This is a genomic window from Actinoplanes sp. NPDC089786, from assembly GCF_040684855.1.
Taxonomy (GTDB): domain Bacteria; phylum Actinomycetota; class Actinomycetes; order Mycobacteriales; family Micromonosporaceae; genus Actinoplanes.
Map to the genome: position 1 here is coordinate 1286453 of NZ_JBFBGU010000001.1, position 18115 is coordinate 1304567.

At 70.6% G+C, this 18115-nt stretch carries 13 protein-coding genes; 3 read left to right on the plus strand and 10 right to left on the minus strand.

Annotated features, from left to right (window positions below; genetic code table 11):
* Nucleotide 1: 1 nt before the first annotated feature.
* A complete protein-coding gene (locus AB0O15_RS06275; protein ID WP_364314757.1) occupies nucleotides 2-904 on the plus strand; it encodes an alpha/beta hydrolase in 903 nt (300 codons plus the stop codon).
* Nucleotides 905-907: 3 nt separating this feature from the next.
* Here the strand turns inward: AB0O15_RS06275 and fxsT are convergent, their stop codons facing one another.
* The 5 genes from fxsT to AB0O15_RS06300 are packed head-to-tail and all read right to left on the minus strand — an operon-like array spanning nucleotide 908 to nucleotide 9629.
* Nucleotides 908-4762 (minus strand): FxSxx-COOH system tetratricopeptide repeat protein, encoded by a 3855-nt coding sequence (gene fxsT / locus AB0O15_RS06280; RefSeq protein WP_364314759.1) that lies wholly within the window; start codon nucleotides 4760-4762, stop codon nucleotides 908-910.
* A complete protein-coding gene (locus tag AB0O15_RS06285; RefSeq protein ID WP_364314761.1) occupies nucleotides 4755-5957 on the minus strand; it encodes a TIR-like protein FxsC in 1203 nt (400 codons plus the stop codon). Before AB0O15_RS06285 ends, fxsT begins: the two co-directional genes overlap by 8 nt.
* Nucleotides 5954-6622, minus strand: coding sequence for a toll/interleukin-1 receptor domain-containing protein (locus AB0O15_RS06290; RefSeq protein WP_364314763.1), 669 nt, complete (start codon nucleotides 6620-6622; stop codon nucleotides 5954-5956). Before AB0O15_RS06290 ends, AB0O15_RS06285 begins: the two co-directional genes overlap by 4 nt.
* Nucleotides 6619-7401, minus strand: coding sequence for an AAC(3) family N-acetyltransferase (locus AB0O15_RS06295; protein WP_364314765.1), 783 nt, complete (start codon nucleotides 7399-7401; stop codon nucleotides 6619-6621). The genes AB0O15_RS06290 and AB0O15_RS06295 overlap by 4 nt, the downstream gene beginning before the upstream one ends.
* The gene (locus AB0O15_RS06300) at nucleotides 7398-9629 is read right to left on the minus strand and encodes an FxsB family cyclophane-forming radical SAM/SPASM peptide maturase (protein ID WP_364317094.1); all 2232 of its coding nucleotides are present in this window, start codon (nucleotides 9627-9629) and stop codon (nucleotides 7398-7400) included. The genes AB0O15_RS06295 and AB0O15_RS06300 overlap by 4 nt, the downstream gene beginning before the upstream one ends.
* A gap of 279 nt (nucleotides 9630-9908) precedes the next feature.
* Here AB0O15_RS06300 and AB0O15_RS06305 point away from each other — a divergent pair, with 279 nt between their 5' ends.
* Entirely contained in the window at nucleotides 9909-10424 is a 516-nt protein-coding gene (locus AB0O15_RS06305) for a hypothetical protein (RefSeq protein WP_364314767.1), read from the plus strand.
* Between the two features lie 51 nt (nucleotides 10425-10475).
* On the opposite strand, the gene AB0O15_RS06310 is transcribed toward AB0O15_RS06305, so the two are convergent.
* Nucleotides 10476-13790, minus strand: coding sequence for an efflux RND transporter permease subunit (locus AB0O15_RS06310; protein ID WP_364314770.1), 3315 nt, complete (start codon nucleotides 13788-13790; stop codon nucleotides 10476-10478).
* Between the two features lie 140 nt (nucleotides 13791-13930).
* On the opposite strand from AB0O15_RS06310, the gene AB0O15_RS06315 reads away from it, so the two are divergent.
* Complete coding sequence (locus tag AB0O15_RS06315) at nucleotides 13931-14416, plus strand: MarR family transcriptional regulator (protein WP_364314772.1); 486 nt, start codon at nucleotides 13931-13933, stop codon at nucleotides 14414-14416.
* Here the strand turns inward: AB0O15_RS06315 and AB0O15_RS06320 are convergent.
* The 4 genes from AB0O15_RS06320 to AB0O15_RS06335 are packed head-to-tail and all read right to left on the minus strand — an operon-like array spanning nucleotide 14372 to nucleotide 17771.
* Nucleotides 14372-15496: an acyltransferase family protein gene (locus tag AB0O15_RS06320; protein ID WP_364314774.1), complete on the minus strand. Its 1125-nt coding sequence runs from the start codon at nucleotides 15494-15496 to the stop codon at nucleotides 14372-14374. The two genes, AB0O15_RS06315 and AB0O15_RS06320, sit on opposite strands and share 45 nt — an antisense overlap.
* 7 nt (nucleotides 15497-15503) lie before the next feature.
* The gene (locus AB0O15_RS06325; RefSeq protein ID WP_364314777.1) at nucleotides 15504-16649 is read right to left on the minus strand and encodes an acyltransferase; all 1146 of its coding nucleotides are present in this window, start codon (nucleotides 16647-16649) and stop codon (nucleotides 15504-15506) included.
* Entirely contained in the window at nucleotides 16646-17266 is a 621-nt protein-coding gene (locus AB0O15_RS06330) for a hypothetical protein (protein WP_364314779.1), read from the minus strand. The genes AB0O15_RS06325 and AB0O15_RS06330 overlap by 4 nt, the downstream gene beginning before the upstream one ends.
* Entirely contained in the window at nucleotides 17259-17771 is a 513-nt protein-coding gene (locus AB0O15_RS06335) for a SigE family RNA polymerase sigma factor (RefSeq protein WP_364314782.1), read from the minus strand. Before AB0O15_RS06335 ends, AB0O15_RS06330 begins: the two co-directional genes overlap by 8 nt.
* Between the last annotated feature and the right edge of the window lie 344 nt (nucleotides 17772-18115).

The following is an 18115-nucleotide window of genomic DNA, read 5'->3' on the forward strand; positions in this document are numbered from 1 at the left end:
CGTGTCTCAGGATCGAGTCAGCCGACATCAGATCGAGACTCGTGACCAGCGCGTCCTCACCTTCGAGGTGGCCGGGCATCCGCAGGGTTCGGCGGTGTTCCTGTTGCACGGCTCGCCGGGCAGCCGGATCGGCCCGCGACCCCGCGCCAGCGTCCTCTACCGCTTGGGCATCCAGCTGATCAGCTACGACCGGCCTGGTTACGGTGGGTCCACCCGGCAGGCGAAACGCGCCGTGTCCGACGCCGCCGGCGACATCGCGGCGATCGCCGACCACCTCGGGCTCGACCGCTTCGCGGTGGTGGGCCGCTCCGGCGGAGGACCACACGCGCTGGCGGCCGCGGCCCTGTTACCCGACCGGGTGCGACGCACAGCGGTGCTGGTCGGTCTGGCGCCGTCGGATGCCGAAGATCTCGACTGGCTCGGCGGCATGACCGACGGCAACGTGCGTGAGTACGAGACCGCCGACAACGACTGGCCGAGGCATGTCGAGCGGTTACGGCTGCTGGCCGACCGGGCCCGCCGCGACCCGCAGGTCATGGTCGACTTCCTCCGCGGTCAGATGACCGACTCCGATCGACAGGTGGTCGACGACATCGCGATCCGCCGGCTGCTGGCCGAGACCTATGTCGAGGCGTTCAGCCAGGGCCCGTACGGGTGGATCGACGACCTGGCCGCGTTCCGGGCCGGGTGGGGGTTCCGGCTCGCCGACATCGCCGTGCCGGTGTTGCTGTGGCACGGCGCCGAGGACAACTTCTCCCCGGTCAGCCATGCCCGGTGGCTGGCCGAGCAGATCCCGCACGCGGAGATCCGGGTGCAGGCCCGGACCGCGCATTTCGGCGCCGTCGAGGTGCTGCCCGAGGTGTTGAACTGGCTGGTCGCCAAGCCCTCGCTGACCCTGACCTAGACCCTAGAACGGGTGCGGGTCGAGCAGCCGGTGCAGATAGCGGCCGTCGTAGAGGGCCGCCACCGCCGGGTGGTGCTCGCCCAGCACGGCGACCAGCCGTTCCATCACGTCCCCGTCCTCGGCGGCGGCCCGCCCGGCCGCCTTGCGCATCAGCGCCTGGTTCGCCGCGCAGCGCAGCGTGTCGGGGTGGTCCGGTCCGAGCACGTCACGGTGCACCTGCATGAGCGGCTCGATCATCTCCAGCGCGACCGCGACCTCGCCGGTCTCCGCGTACAGAACCCCGAGGTTCAGGCTCGCCGCCAGGGTGTACGGATGGATCGGGCCGAGCACCTTGGTCAGCCCGTCCGCGGCCCGTCGGACGAAGTCGAGCGCCTTGGCCAGGTCGCCGTCGGCCCGGTGGGCCGCGCCGAGGTTGTTGAGGCAGACCAGCGTGTGCGGGTGGCGCTGGCCGAGGTTGGAGCCGTAGGCCAGCCGGACCTCGTTGAGCTCGCTGATGGCGGTGGAGATCTCCTCGATGGCGAGCAGGCTGACCGCGCGGCTGAGCCGGCAGGCCAGAGTGTCGGGGTTGGTGGGACCGACCACCTCGTTGAGCTGCTCGTACGCGTCTTCGAGCAGGCGGGCGGCCGGTTGGGAGTGGCCCGCGCTGTTCAGTGACACCGCCCAGTTGGCCCGCGCGCTCAGGGTGCGGTGGGAGGTCGGGCCGAACACCTCCTCGTACTGCCGGGCGATGTCCTCCAGCAGCTCCACCGACCGCCGGTATTCGCCGGCCTCACGCAGGTCACGGCCCAGGTTGGTGCCGGTGCCGAGCGTACGGGCATGGGTCTCGCCGTTGATCCGCTTGTTGCGTTCCCACAATTCCTGGTCACGCGCGCGGGCGCCCCGGAAGTCGCCGGCCAGGCGCTGGGTGGTGGCCAGGTTGCTCAGCGCGGAGAGCGTCCGTGAGGAGTCCTCGCCGAAGTGCTCGACCCAGGTCGCGTAGGTCAGCTCGTCACGCTCGCCGGCCGCGGCGTACCGGCCGAGCGCGCGCAGGTCACCGCCCAGGCCGCCGGCCGTCATCAGGGTGTGCGGGTGGGTCGGCCCGAGCAGGTCGAGCTGTTCGTTCAGGACCGCCTCGTCCAGGGCGCGCGCATCTTCGAACTGGGCCATCTGCCGCATGATGTTGGCGACATTGAACCGCAGATGCAGGATCTGGCGGCGCAGGATCGGCTTCGCGCGTTCGGGGACGTCGTGGAGCATCTCGCTCCAGCGCCGGTCGATCTGCTCGCCGAGCTGGCGCCCCTCGGTCAGGCCGCCGGTGTACCACAGGTAGCGCACCCGGTCGATCATGAGCTGGCGGACCAGCTCCTCGTCGCAGGAGGTGGCCCGGGACAGCTCCAGGTGGGGCCAGAGCATGCGGAACCGGCCCCACGAGCGCGAGTCGTCGATCTCGTAGCGCGGGCGCAGCCCGGCCAGCACCAGGTGGATCTCGTGCCGGGCCTCGACCAGCTCCTGCTCGTTCATCCGGTTGCGGACCACGTGCTGCAGCAGGCGGTGCACCTGGAGCTGGCTCCGCCCGACGTCGAGCTTGAGCAGGGCCAGCCGGTTGATGTGCTGCACCAGGGTGGCGCGGTAGTCGCGCTCGGACACCAGCGGGTCGTACCGGCTCAGCACGGTGGCCAGTTCGTCGCTGTAGACCAGGTCGAGGGAGATCTCCGGTGCCAGCACCGAACACAGCTGCAACAGCCGGTAGGCCGCGCCGGACCGCTTCTGCAGCAGGCCGAGCGAGAGGTCCCACACCTCGTCGATGGTGCGGTCCGGGCCCTTCTGCTCGACCCGCCGCAGGTACTCGTCGACCTGTTCGCCGGTCTCGGCGAGCCACGCGCCCGCGGCGGCCACCGCGATCGGCAGGTCGCCCAGCGACTCGGCGATCCGGTCGGCCTGTTCGATCCGCACGGTGCCGACCCGCTGCCGCAGGTGGGCCACGCTCTCCCGGCGTTCGAAGACGTCGATCAGCACCGGCCGGGCGAACTCACCCCACTGGTTGTTCCGGGAGGTGATCAGGACGTGCCCGCGCCCGCCCGGGATGAACGGCAGGACCTCGTTCACGTTCTCGGCGTTGTCGAACACGATCAGCCAGCGGGCGTGCGGCGCGCCCTGTTCGAGCGCCGCGATCACCGCCTTGGCCACGTCGAGGACGCCGGACTGCGGCAGCGGCAGCTCCAGGCGGTTGCCGAGGTCGGACAGCGCGATGTCGATGAACTCGGCCTGGTCGGCGTCGATCCACCAGACCACGTCGTAGGCGTTCCGGAAGCGGTGGGCGTACTCGAGGGCGATCTGGGTCTTGCCGATGCCGCCCATGCCCTGCAGGGCGACCGGCATCAGACCGGACAGCACCACGCGCTGGCCGCCGCGCAGTTGCGCCCGCAGATCGCGCAGGTCGGCCTCGCGGCCGGTGAACCGCGCGTTGCGGGCGAGCGGGTTGAACACGGCCGGCGGCTCACCCGGGAAGCGCACCCCGATGACCTGCGCGTCGACGTCGTCCGCGGTCAGGCCGACCAGCCGCAGGATGCGGTCCATCGCCACCTCGGACGACTTGCCGGCGATGAACGCCGACGGCATCGAGCGGAAGGCCGACAGCGGCGCGAGGTCGTCCAGGTAGATCGCCAGCGGGGGCCGCGTGCCGGTGCGGTCGCGTGGCACCACGTCGGTCCGGGCGCCGCGGTTGGCGTGCGACACCAGCGTCAACCGCGTGCCGCCCGATCCGGTGTCATCGGTCGAGCCGTTCGCGTCGTGCACCTGGAGGCCGGCGGCGGACAATAGCGCGCCGATCCACTCGGCCCAGGCCAGGTCCTCCGGCGCGTACTCCAGGGTCACCTCCTCCTCGGTGAGCGAGACCCGGCGGGTGAACCGGCTCACCGTGCGCGTACGCAACGCCTCGTCCATGACCGGCAGCGACCGCACCTCGCCGTCGGTGATGTACTCGGTCAGCCGCTCGAACGCGGCCAGCATCGAGGTGGTCTGACCCGGGGGATCACCGAAGGTCGAGAGAATCTCCTCGTACGCGTAGTACGGGCGGTAGGGCACCTCGACGGCGTTCCAGTACCGGGTGCGGTCGGCCGGCGCCATCCCGGCCGGGAGCCCGGGGAACAGCTGCATGGCGAACGCCCGCCCGGCGTCGGCCTTCTCCTTCTCGGCCGGGTCCACCCGCATCGGTACGGGCAGCACGCGGATGTCCGGGCGGCTCGGGTTCTGCCCGATCGAGGTGGCCACCCGGGCCGCGCCGGCGATGCCCTGCTCGCTGAAGGTGAAGCAGTCGACCAGGATGTCGGGCAGGTGGATGGTGCAGATGTCGGCGACGTCGCTGAGCCCGGTCCGGCTGTCGATCAGCGTGTAGTCGTAGTTGTTCTGCATGTCCTGGCGCAGGGCGTCGAAGAACGCGCCGCCGCCGAGCTGCTCGTAGAAGTCGTCCCAGTTCATGCCGGTCAGGCTGGCCGCGTACTGCTGGTTCTGCCGGCCGGCGGACAGGAAGTCGAGCTGCCCGCCGTCGCGGAAGTGGTTCCAGTCGAGGGAGAACGCGTACTTGCGGGACCGGGCGAACTGCTCCTGCCAGCCGGGTCCGCGTTCGACCGTGCGGGTGGTCTGCCACTCGTACTCGCGAACCATGTCGATCACCCCGCCGGTGGTCTCCACGGTCTCGGTCCGGATGAACGGCGCGAAGAACCGGTGCAGGCCGGGCGACTCGAGGTCCCAGTCGGCGACCAGCACCCGCTTGCCGTTGGCGGCGAGGATCCAGGCGACGTTCGCCAGCGCCATCGTGCGTCCGGTGCCGCCCTTGAACGAGTAGAACGTCACCACTCGGCCGTTCCGCTGCTCAGTCATCGTCGCTTCTCTCGGGTACGGGTGGGCCGGACCGGTCGGGCGGGCTGATCCGCGGCCGGGGCGAACCCTCCGGGACGTGGTCGCCGGTTCGCCGGAAGTGAAGATAGTGCCGGCGGACCTCACTCACCGCGGCCGGCAGCAGCGCCGCCAGCTGCTCCACATCGAGCGCCTGGTAGACCCGGGCCGCACCGAGTTCGGTCAGCCGGGCCCGGGTCCGGGCGACGGCGTCGGCGCCGTGTTCGTTATAACGTGGATCTTCGCGATCGGTCACCACGATCGGGGTGACCCACCGGTGCAGGTGACCCCGCACGGCGGCGAACCGGTCCACGTCGTCCGGCGACGGCCACGGGTCGATCAGGACCACCGACGGCGACCCGTCCAGGGCCTTGAGGTCGGAGGGGCGGTCGACCACCTTGGTCGGCAGGCCGAGGCGTTCGGCCACATTGGCGACGTATTCCGCGATCGGGGGGTCGAGCGCCCCGCCGAACGGCTTCCACGTCACCGGCCGGCGGCGGTTCCCGTCGCGACCGGTGAGCACGCCGACCACGAACGGTGTCTCGCTCGAGGCCGGCTCCGGCACGGTGACCTCGTCGATCGCGACCGCCCGGCTGGCCGGCAGCCGGTGGCGGCCGGTGACCTCGACGATCCGGTGGGCCAGCCGGTCGATGATCCGGGCGTAGTGCTCGCGGTAGGAGGCCAGCCGGCCCAGCGCCCGCAGGCCGTTCTCCGAGTACTCCGCGATGCCGGCGCCGAGCGGCAGCGCCGCGCTCACCTCGGCCACCCGCTCGCCGGCCGGGAACGGCGTCCACAACACCGGGAGGACGTGGGCGCGGGCCTCGTCGGGCCGGCCGGCGTACGCCCGGTCGAGCCGTTCCAGAAAGACCGCGCGTTCGCGCATCGGCCAGGACTTGTTGAAGTAGCCCGGCGAGTACAGCGGCACGAAGACCTCGGCCGTGCCGAGCCGGTCGGTGAGCATCGCCTTCCAGTCGGTCCCCGGCTCGACCAGGTAGTCGACGAACCCGACCTGGGCCGGGTCGGCGCCGAGCAGACCGGCCACCGCCTCGGACAGGTTCTCGAAGCAGGTGCGGACCCAGACGTCGGTGTCGGTGTCGCGCCGGCCGGACGTGTTCAGCGGAGCCGAATGCGCGTAGCTCAGGAAGAAGCGGCATCGTCCGGAGTTGGCAGCTGCGTTCATGGTGCGCCCTCCATGAAGCTGGTACGAAGGTCGTCGATGCCGTCGGGGATTCCGGGCTCGACCCGGTATCGGCTGTGGACCCGCTGGATGTGCAGGGCGAGCTTCCACACGATCGCCTCGTAGATCGCGGTCTGCCCGGTGCGGGCCAGCCCGAGCAGCCCGTCGGCCAGGTAGCGGGCGGTGTGGTCCTCGTCGGGGAGGCCGGCCGGCACGAACAGGTTGACCGCGGCGATCGGTGGCGGAAGCTGACCTTCGAGCGGTGTCCACAGCACCGGGATGATCGCGCTCTCGATGCCCGGGGCCGGGCGGCCGCGGGGTACGACGGCCCGGCGGGTGAAGATGTCCCACTCCCGCGGGCACCAGGTGCTCTGGAACAGGTAGGGGTGGGAGATCAGACAGACCAGCACCTGGCAGGTGCCCGCTGCCTGGAGCACACCCTTCTGCCACAGCTCGCCGCCGCCGCGACCCAGGTCGAGATAGCCCGGGTCGCCGCCCACGGGCGAGCCGATCAGTTCGTTGACCAGCTCGTTCAGCTCGTCGAAGAGTTTGATGACGTTGCGGTTGGGCTCGCGTGGGGGACCGACCGAACGGGATCGGTCCGGCCGCGAGTAGCTGAGGAAGAACACCGGTGCGCCGGGGTCGTCGTCGGCGGTCATGTCTGTCATGTACCTGACTCCCCTCCCGGCGTCCTGTTCTCAGACAACCATCCGACCGCAAAGTCCACTGCGGGGCGGATCGGCACGATCAGGACGGGTGACTGTCCGATGCGTCCGGACACCGCGAGCCCGGTCCGTTCGAAGGCGGCCCCGAGCTGCGGGAAGTCACGGTCGTCGTGATCGACGCCGAGGAATCGCTCGGTGGCCCGCCGGCCGTCGCGCTCGACGAAGCAGCGGTACCACTTGTGCTGCGGCTGCTTCACCCGTTCCTCGGCCAGGTGCAACGCGGTGCAGGCCTCCCAGCCGCAGCCGATCATCAGCGCGTGGGCGCCGTCCTGGTAGAGCCGGCCCAGCGGCGAGCGCTCACCCAAATGACAGTCGAGGTCGTGGACGGACATCAGCTCGGCCGCGCGCGGGCCGACCGCCGAGAACGACGTCTGCGGATGGGCGCTGCGGACCGCGCCGGGTGATCGGCGTACGAACTCGGCGAACGCGCCGCAGCCGCTCGACGGCATGTCCGGGGTGAACCCCGGCATCGACGCGATGTAGGCGTTCCGCTGATCGTCGTCCAGTCCCTCGGTCGCCGCGCGGAAGGCCGGGCTGGTCGTGGAGTTGTGCGACGTCTGCGTCGGCACGATGATCGTCCCCTCCGGACCGGCGGCCTCGTGCAGCGCCCTGAGCAGCGCCGCCGGCCCGCCGGCCACCGGGCCGAGCCGACGCAGCGAGACGTGCACGAGGAGGTCGCCGGCCGGCAGGCCGAGTGCCCGCAGGCCCGCACCCAGGTTCACACCGGCAACTTCTCGATCGTGGCGGCCAGCCGGTCGACGAACCGCCGGCCCGGCTCGGTCAGGGCGTCGGACGTCCCCAGCGCGATGACCGCCTCGGCGATCCAGCCCCGATATCTCGCGTAGTGCTCGGCCGTGCCCGGCTCACCGCGTTCGGCCCGCGCCCGCCACATGTCGGCGACGGCCAGGTGGGCGTAGGTGCCCTGCAGGGCGCTCTCGGCCGGGCGGGCGTCGGGGCGCCAGCCGACCCGCAGCAGATCGGTGGCGTCCGGCTCGACCAGGTCGACCAGGTCGAGCAGGGCGCCCAGCTTGGTGTGCTGGAACTCGTGCACCAGCAGGATGGCCAGGGCCCGCGGGTCGGGGCTCCAGGCGACGCCGGTGGCGCCGAACGCCTGGCGCGACGTGGCGCTGCGCAGCGTCTCCGCGTCCGGTACCAGCGGGGTGATCGTGGTCAGGCCGGCGGCCACCCCCGCGGCGTAGCCGGGCGCGTCCCGGGTCACCGTCTGCCACGCCGGGCCCAGCACCCGCTCCCAGTCGCGCACCTGCGCCGGCGTCAGACCGCCGACGGCCGGCCAGCCGTGGCAGTCGCGGTAGGGATCGGCATCCTCCAGCCGTACGGTGAGGTCGTCCCGCGCGATCGTCACGGTCGGAGTCAGAACGTGGTCGTGCGCCCCGTTCACGCTGGTCACACCATTGGCGAGCGAAAGCGTGCCGAGGGTCGGCAGGTGCACGCCACCGTCGCGCGGGCGGACCGCCACCTCGACGTCGGCCCGGGCCAGCACCGCGACCGCCGCGGCCAGGTCGGCCAGCCGGTCGGTGCCGCCGGCTCCACTGAGGACACGGACCGCCCAGACCCGGACGAACGGATGGGTCAGCACCCGGCGCACCGCCTCGGGCGCCCGCCGGTCAAGCTCGCTCAGCAGCTCCCACGCGGCCGCGGCGGTCCGGCCCTCGGGGGCGTCGGCGACGGCGACCAGCAGGGCGCGGGTGATCGACTCCTGGGCGGCCGCCAGCCGGGCGACCGCGTCGGATCCGCCGCCGCCGGACGCGAGATCGTCGAAGACCGACTCGGGAAGACCGGGCTGACCGGTCCAGGCGACCGGCGTCTCGCTGTTCATCGCGGCGATGAGTCCCTTCAGATCGGCGCAGTACACCGACGGGTTGTCGAACCCGGTAGCGGAGCTGAAGCGATGGGCGAAGAGGCCGCCCCCGCACTGCCGGACCACCGGGCACGCGCGGCAGGTGGCCGACAGGCCGGCCAGACCACTCTGGCGGACCCGCATCGCGGGCGCGGCGAGCAGCTCGTCGGCCGACGCGGTGAACACGGTCAGCCCGGTCGCCGCGGCGCCGTGGAAGGTGGTCTTCATCGAGTCGGGCTGCTCCCAGGACCCGTCGGACTCCACCACCGCGACATCGCCGCGGTCGATGCCGACGGCCTCGGTCGCGCTGGGCCGGCCGGCGGCGGTGGCCCGCAACGAGTCGAACAGCCGGATCGGCACCGGACGCCCGTCGGCCAGCCAGCGCCGGTACAACCGGATGAGCCAGTCCGCGTGCGGCGCCTCGGGCGGGTTGTCCCAGGTCGCATGAGGCAGCAGCAGGTCGATGCGGGGCGGCTCCTCGGCCAGCAGGGCCTCGTAGACGGCGATCGGATCGTTGCGCGCGTCGATGGTGCAGAGGATCCCGGCGTACGCCGGCCGGTATCGATCCGAGCGCAACAGCGCCAGGCCGCGCAGCGTCCGGTCATGGCTGCTCGCTCCGTTGCGGTAGCGGCGGTGCCGATCGTTGGCCGCCTCGTCGCCGTCCAGCGAGACGCCGACCCGGACCCCGAACTCGAGCAGCAGCTCGGCCATCGGCTCGGTGAGGCGGATGGCGTTCGTCTGGAGACGCACGTCCAGTGCGGTGGTCGCGCCGATGCTCCGGTGCAGGATGGTCAGAACCTCGCGCAACCGGGTCGCCCCCAGCAACAGCGGCTCGCCGCCGTGCAGGACGACCCCGACGGCGGAGAGCTGGTGCCGGGCGGCGTGCTCGGCGATGCGGGTGGCGGTCTGCCGGACGACCTCGGCCGACATGATCGCCGGCCGGTCACGCCAGGTCTGGTCGGCGTGCTCGTACACATAGCAGTGATCGCAGGCCAGATTGCAGAGCTGGTGGACCTTGAGGACGAACTGACGCAGCGGTCGTGCCGGTGCCGGTGCGAGCTCAGACAGCGGACTGGAAAGAGGAGACCTCAGGAGGCCGCTCCCGCGATGGCACCCGGTCCGTGGGGGCGGCCGAGCGCAGGATTCGGTTGACGATCGCAGTGACGTCTCGCGCAGCCCCGCGATCGAGCGGGATTGGCAGGGTCAGCTGGCGTGATGTGGGTTCTTCCACGGCGCTTGTCTCCCCGGGGACCGGTCGGCACGCACGCTCATCCGGTCGGAACGAGCGGGTGCCCTAGAGCATAGACATCATTCGACATAAAGTCACCACGATCTGACGGACCGTGGCGGCTGCTGTTCATGATTGTGGGTATGACGGACGAGCCGAAGCCGGGGACCTTGTGGACGGACGCGGTCGGACCCTCCACTTACGAGGGCTCGGGCGAGAAGTACCAGGCGGCGATCCTTGATCAGTACAAGCTCTACGTGGAGATGGCCGATCGGATCAGTGCCCGCCGCGCCCTGGCCAACACGTTCTTCCTGACCCTCAACTCCGCCATCTTCACCAGCGTCGGCGTCTTCTGGTCGGTCCGGCCGACCGGTCCGGCCGGCTGGCTGGCGCTGCCGTTCGTGGCGTTGATGGTGCAGTGTGCGGCGTGGTTCTGGCTGCTGCGCTCGTACCGCGAGCTCAACAAGGTGAAGTACCGGGTGATCGGCGACCTCGAGGAGAGGTTGCCGGCCTCACCGTTCTGGCGGGCCGAGTGGAAGGAGGGCTGGCCGACCCGGCGGATCTTGCGCAACGCCCCGCTGTCGGCGGTCGAGCAGATCCTGCCGGTCTTCTTCATCGTCCTGTACGCCACCGGGCTGCTGATCGTGCTCACCTCCTGAACCCACAAAAGCCCCGGCGCACGGCCGGGGCTTTCGTGATCACTCAGTGGGTCAGGCCGGTTCCGGCGGGGTGGCCGGGCGCCGCGGCATCTTCAGGACCTCGAACTGGTCGGTGTGGCCGCGGAGCGCGCCGGTCGCCGGCTGGTCGGCCTGGGAGCGGAGGGAGTTCTCCCGCTCGGGCTCGGCCTCGTGGGCGCCGCCGCTGGAGTCGGGCACCTCGGCGTCCGCGGGCAGCGGAACCTCGGGCTCGTCGGCCGCGTGCTTCGGACCGGCCTTGGCCAGGCGCTTGCGTTCCCGCCGGGCCCGCGACTTCTCCTTGCGGTTCTCCACCATGGTGTAGAGCGTCGGCACCAGCACCAGGGTCAGCAGGGTGCTGGTGACCAGGCCGCCGATCACCACGATGGCCAGCGGTTTGCTGATGAAGCCGCCCTCGCCGGTGAGCCCGAGCGCCATCGGGAGGAGCGCGAAGATGGTCGCGATCGCGGTCATCAAAATCGGCCGCAGCCGGTGTCGGCCGCCCTCGATCACCGCCTCCTGCACGCCCATGCCCTGCTGTCGATAGTGGTTGATCAGGTCCATCAGCACGATGGCGTTGGTCACCACGATGCCGACCAACATCAACACACCGATCAGGGCGGGTACGCCCAGCGGGGTGCCGGTCGCCAGCAGCAGCGCGATCGCGCCGGTGGCGGCGAACGGGATCGAGATCAGCAGGATGATCGGCTGCACGATGCTCTTGAACGTGGCCACCATGATCACGAAGACGATCGCGATCGCGGCGAGCACGGCCAGCCCGAGGTCGGCGAACGCGTCCGCCTGGTCGGCGCTGGCGCCGCCGATCTCGTAGGAGGCGCCGGCCGGCAGGTCGAGAGCGTCCAGGTTCTTGGTCAGGGTCTGGGTCACCGCGCGAAGGTCCTTGCCGGTGAACGTGCCGCTGACCGTGACGCTGCGGTCGCCGTCGACCCGGGTGACCTCTTCCGGACCGTCCACCTGGGCGACCGTCGCCACCCGGGACAGCGGGATCGGGCCCCGCGGGGTGGTCAGCGGCAGCGCCTTGAGCTTGGCCTCGTCGGCCGGCGGCGTGCTGAACGCGATCACCACGTCCTGGCTGGCGCCGTCGACGCTGATCTGACCCGCGGGCGCCGGCCGGAACGCGCCGGCCACCGACTGTCCGATCTGGCCCTCGGTGAGCCCGGCGGCCGCCGCCTTCTGCCGGTCGACCGTGATCTGCAGCCGCGGCACGCTGGCGGCCAGCGACGACTTCACGTCGGTGACGTCGCCGAGCCCGGTCAGCGTCGTGCGGACCTTCTCGGTGGCCTGGGTCAGCGCGTCGTTGTCGGCCGCCTTCACCTGGACCGACAGCTCACTGCCGCTGAGGCCGGTGCTGCTGTCCCCGCCGACCGTGATCTCGCCCAGGTCGGACTGCTTGCCCAGCTCGGCGCGCAGCTCATCGCCGACCTTGACCGCGTCGGCGTCCTCGTCGAGCGCGATGTTGAAGTCGGCGCCGCTGGCGCCGCCGGAGCCGGCGAACGGGTTGAACTCGCCCTGGCCGACGGTCACCTGGTACGACTTCACGTCGCCCCGGGCCGAGACGATCTTCTCGACCTTCTTGGCCGCCTCGTCGGTGGCCGCCAGGCTGGTGCCGACCGGCAGCTGCTGGCTGATGTTGACCGAGTCCTGGCCGGACTGGTCGATGAAGTTGGTCTCCAGCCGGGTCGCGAGGGCGCCGGTTCCCCCCAGCACGAGCAGGCCGATCAGCACCGTGGTCCAGCGCCGCTTGGTGGCGAACCCGATGATCGGCAGGTAGCCGCGCTGCAGCGGGCTGCGCCGCTCCTTCGCCTCGGCGGCCTGACGGGTCGCCTCGGACTCGGCGCCACCGGCGGCCGGCCGCAGGAACCAGTAGGCCAGGATCGGCACCACGGTCAGGGACACGAACAGGGACGCGACGAGCGCCACCGTGACCGTGATCGCGAACGGCGCGAAGAGCTGCCCGACGAACCCGCCGACCAGCGCGATCGGCGCGAACACGGCCACCGTGGTCAGCGTCGAGGCGGTCACCGCGCCGGCCACCTCACGCACGCCGGTGGTGATGGCGTGCACCTTCGTCTCGCCGTACCCCAGATGTCGTTTGATGTTCTCGAGCACCACGATCGAGTCGTCCACGACCCGTCCGACCGCGATGGTCAGCGCGCCCAGGGTGAGCAGGTTGAGCGAGTAGTCGCCGATCCACAGCCCGATCAGCGCGATGAGCACCGACAGCGGGATGGACACGGCGGTGACCAGCGTGGACCGGATGGACAGCAGGAAGACCAGGATGACGATGACCGCCATCACCAGGCCGAGCAGGCCCTCGGTGGTCAGGCTCTCGATCGAGCGCTCGACGAACGGCGCCTGGTCGACGATCACCGTGAGGTCGGCCCCGGACGCGTCGCGCAGGGCCGCGAGCTTGTCGTTGACCTCGTGCGAGATCGCCACCGGGTTGCCGTCGGGGGAGGCGGTGACCGCGATGCCGAGGCTGTTCTTGCCGTCCGTACGCGTGAACGAGGTGGCCGTGGCCTCCTTGCTCTCGACATCGGCCACGTCGGACAGCTTCACCGGCCCCCGGGCGCCGCTGAGGTAGAGGCCCTTGAGCTGGTCGAGCGTGGTCAGCGGGGTGCCGACCTGGACGCTCAGCGCCTTGTCGCCCTCGGTGACCGCGCCGGCCGGGATCGAGATGCCGTTCGCCCGGAGCAGTTCGGTGAGCGCGGTCGGCTGGACGCCCCGCTGGGCCATCGCGGCCAGGTTCGGCGTGATCACGACCTGTTCGCCGCGGGTGCCGGTGACCTGCACGTCACGGACGCCCTCGATCGCGCTGAGCTCGGGGACCACGGTCTCGTTGAGCTTCTGCGCCAGCGCCTTCTGGTCGGTCGCACCGGTCGCACCGGCGCCGCCGGCCGCCGCGGCCAGCACGATCGCCGGGATGTCGTCGGTGCTGCCGGCGAAGACCGTCGGCTCGACGCCGTCCGGCAACTGGGCCTGGATCCGGTTGATCGACGTGGTCAGCTGGTTGACCGCGTCGTCGATGTCGGTGCCGAACTCGAAGGTCACCGAGATCGTGGCGAAGCCCTCGCGGGTGCTCGACTGCACCGTGTCGAGGCCGTCGGCGCCCTTGATGGCGTCCTCGATCGGCTTGGTGACCTGTTCCTCGATGATCTCCGGGGAGGCGCCCGCGAGCTGCGCGCCGATGAACGCGCCGGGGAACTCCAAGGACGGCAGCAGTTGCTGTTTGAGTGACGGGATCGCGTAGACACCGAAGCCGGTGATCACGATCGCGATGAGTGCCACGAGCCCGCGATTGGCGAGACTCAGCCTGGTCAGAACCGACATGTGCGCTCCCCCGAGAATGGTTCGGTCAGCACTGATAGTTTGCCCCACGCGAACAAATGGTTTTCGGCCGGGGTGGGCTGGTAGCGTTCGTCACCAGTTGGACACAATTCGGCCATCAGCCGGAGACACAGGAGAACGCGGTGGCCGAGAACGAGCAGCTCATCGCCGATATTATGGTCGCGCAGCAACGGCTCCAGCGGCTGTTTGCCTACGACCGCACGGATCCGCTCTTCACCTCGCATCTGACCCTGACCCAGATCAAGATCCTGATGCTGCTGGCCCGTCACCGCACCGTCTCCGGCGGCGAACTGGCCCGCATGCTCGGCGTCGGCCTGGCCGCGCTGAGCGGAATGATCGATCGTCTGGTCGCCCAGGACCTGGTCGCGCGCACCGAGGACCAGCGCGACCGGCGGGTGCGCCAGATCGGCCTGACCAAGGCGGGCAGCGAACTCATCGGCGGAATCTTCGACGCCGGCATGGAGAAACAGCGAAAGCTACTCAGCCGGCTCTCAGCAGATCAGCTGCGGACCATCGCCGAGGCCACCACCCTGCTGGTGAAGGCGGCCTCGGACGAGTTCGTGTCAGAAGACGGCCCGGAGGTACGGGACCCGAGCTGCCACCAGTGACACCGCGAACGACGCCACCACCACGACCGCCCAGGCCGCGAGCATGACGCTCAACGAGGCGGCCTCGGCCACCGCGGGCACCAGGCGCCGCACGATCTCGAAGATCAGCAGATGCGCCAGGAAGACCCCGAACGACGCGTCGGACAGCTTCTTCATCACGTTGCTGACACGTGGGCCGGGGGCGAAGCGGTGGCCCAGCCCGGTCGCCACGAGCATGACGCAGATCGAGGCCAGCGCGGTCGCCGCCCCGAGATAGCTGGTCGGCACGAGCTGCTGCAGGATCGGGTACGCCGGCTTGTGGCCGTACTGCCAGATCACCTCGGCGAGCAGCGCGACGCCGGCCACCGCGGCGGCGACGACACCCCAGACCGGCAGCACGACGCGGTGCAGGGCCCATCCCGCGATGAAATAGCCGACGTACGGCAACCACATGGTCAGCGCGCCCAGCGCGATCGGCCGGGGCGTCCCGTTCAGCGCGGCGGCGCCCGAGGCGGCGAAGACCAGCAGCGTGAAGCCGAGCACCGCCGCCGCCGTCACCGCCGTCCGCCGCCGCCCACCACTGTGGAGGAAGGCCGCGATCAGCGGCGCGACCAGGTAGAGCCCCGCGATCAGCCAGAGGAAGTAGAGGGCGGTGTAGACCTTTCCGTCCAGCAGCCAGGCGACCACGGTCGCGCGGTTCAGCTCCTCGCCCTTGAGCCAGGCCCGAGCCCCGAAAAGATAGATCAGATGCCAGACGATCAAGGCCGGGATGACGCGTACGAGACGCTTCTGCCAGAAGACCGCCGGCCCTCGTTGATGTGCCCGGGGCGACAACACCAGCGCCCCGCTGATCATCACGAAGACCGGCACCACCCAGACCAGCCCCAGATCGATGGCGACGGCCGCCCACCAGCGCCGCGACCCGGCCAGATCGTCATTGCCCAGCATCATCCCGACGACGTGGATCGCGACCACCCCGCAGATGGCCGCCACCCGGAGCGCGTCGAGCTCCCATCGCCGACGCTGCGCCGGCGCCGCCGCCGGCTCCCCGGTGCCCTTCTGGGTCGGCAGAACAGCGACATTTGGGATTACCTGGGTCACATCCCGGTCAACGAGTCATAACGTCCCTAGGTGTTTCATTGACCCGCCGCGGTTGGGGCGGGACGAAGACTCGAGCGGTGATCCGATCTTGATCTCTCGGCCTCGGTGGGGTCAGGACCAGATCGCGCACCGGACGGGCCAGGGGTTGCTCGACGTAGCGGTGCACCAGCCAGGCCAGGCCCATCATGAGCGCGGTCGTCGTGGCGATCGTCACCCAGACCGGCACGGTGCTGTGCTCGTGAACAGCACGGATGAGGGTGTGACCGAGCCGGGAGTGCAGCAGGTAGAGAGGGTAGGTCAGCGCGCCGGCGACGGTGAGCCAGCGCCACTGGATGCGGTCGGTGAATCCGAGCGCGACCATCAGGAGCGCCGCGAAGGACAGCGTGACGATCACCATGCCGGGCCACGCCGGCACCGGGAAGCCGGAGTGGATGTCGCTCATCCGGTCGTTGACGCGGGCCAGGCAGACCAGCCAGGCGAAGCCGGTGATGGCGAGAAGCAGCGGCGCCGGGCCGAAGCGGTGGATGAGGTAGAGGGCGATGCCGCCGATGAAGTACGGGGCGTACTCGCTGATCGTCAGCGCGTTGAGGGCCGGGTTGTTCAGCGTGGGCACCAGCACGGCGACGGTCATCCAGACCGCGCACAGCAGCACGACCCGCCGGTAGGTCAGCCCGCGGGCGAGCATCAGCGCCATGATCAGGTAGAACTTCAACTCGACGAACAGCGTCCAGTAGACGCCGTCGATCGCGCCGTGGCCGAGCGGCTGCTGCAGCATGGTCAGGTTGACCAGCAGGTCGATGGGCCGCGGCCGGTCACCGTCGGTGACGCCACCCGAGAGTGGGTACGCCATGGCCACGACGCCGGTGATGACGACGGCGGCCCAGTAGGCGGGGAACAGCCGGCTGACCCGCGAGGCGAAGAACTGACCGAGGGTTCGTCCCCAGCTGCTCATGCAGATGACGAACCCGCTGATCAGGAAGAACAGCTCGACGCCGAGCAGACCGTAGACGGTGACGTGCACGGTCGTCGGCAAGAAATACTCCGGCACCCGTACGCCGTCGATCCGCCACGCGACGGTGTAGTGGAACGACAGGACGGCCAGGGCGGCGAGCAGCCGGAGGCCGTCGATCACCGCCAGCCGGGAGCGCCTCACAGTTTCGTCAACTTCAGTGCGTAGGCGTCGAACTGGCCCCCCTGATCGAACACCACGGTTACGGTCCCCTCACGCGGCATGGTGAACTCGTAGTCGCCGGCTTCGCCGTCATCGGTGCAATCGAGCACGCCGTCCTGATCGACCTGGTCGTCCAGCATGATCGTGAACGGCAGACTCGCCGGCCCGGAGCAGCCCACCGTCAACCGGTAGAGGCCCTCTGCGGCCTCCAGCTCCACGTTCTGGCCGGACGCGTCCATCTCGTCGGTGTAGGTGGCCCCCGGCACCAGCGCGGCGGCGACCTCGGCCTTGTCGAGCCGCCCGGACCCGAACTCGCTCGACGCGCTCGGCCCGGCCTCGTCGAGCCGCCCGGGCTCGAGGTCGCTCGACGCGCTCGGCCCGGCCGACGCGGAGGCCGCCGGCAGAACTGTGCCGCCGCTGGTGCGCTGAGTGACGATGAAGGTCCCGAACGCCGCGAGGACGACGGCGGCCAGGACGGACGCGCGGACGGTGGCCCGCCGGTGCACCGTGCGGCGTGCGGCGTCCGGGCCCGGCGGCCGCACCTGGGGCAGCGCCCGGCCCCGGAGGTCGTCGAAGAGAGGGCTCAGCTGGTCAGGCACGACGGACCTCCGGGTGCTCGGGCTGATGCAGCTGGACGGCGAGACCCGCGCGGCCGCGGTGCAGCCACGACTTGACGGTGCCGACGGCGACCTGCTCGCGCTCGGCGATCTCGGCCACGCTCATGTCGCCGAGGTAGTGCAGGACCACGGCACGGCGCTGGACCGGCGGCAGTGTCGCGAGAGCCTCCACCAGCTCGATCCGCTCGGTGGTCGGGCCCTCCACGTGCGGTTCGCGAGGCGGTTGCCGGCGCAGGAAGGACAGCGCCGTCCGGGACCGCCGCCAGCGGCTGACCGCCAGATTCCAGGCCACCCGGCGCACCCAGGCCACCGGGTCGTCGTAGCGCGCGACCTTGGACCAGCGGCGCAGCGCCCGGCAGAACGCCTCCTGAACGACGTCCTGCGCCTCCTGCCGGTCGCCGAAGTACGCGTACAGCTGCACGGTCAGGTCGGCGTACTGGGCGGCGTACACCGTGTCGAAGTCCGCAGGGGGCTCATCAGCCGGCATGGGCCCCTCCGTAGCGACTCTCATGGCGACTACACGCGGTACCGACGATCAAGGTTGCAACCAATTCCTCGATCCCGTGTTCGTCATCATCGGGAACTGAACGCCATCAGGCGGCGCAATCACCAGGACCGCTCTGTGCTCGAACGTGGGCGGGCGCGTTGCGCAAGGCGCGCGAGGCCGCGGAGATCGCGGGCCGTGCTGCGCGAAGTGCCTCGACGGCGGCGTGACTGAGCTGCGGCGTCGGATGAACGCCCTGGCGGTGCTCGAAACTTCGGCCCGAATACGGGTCAGATGCCCTTGAGGCGGCCGGCAATGACCGGGTGACAGCCGGACAGATGTTCGGG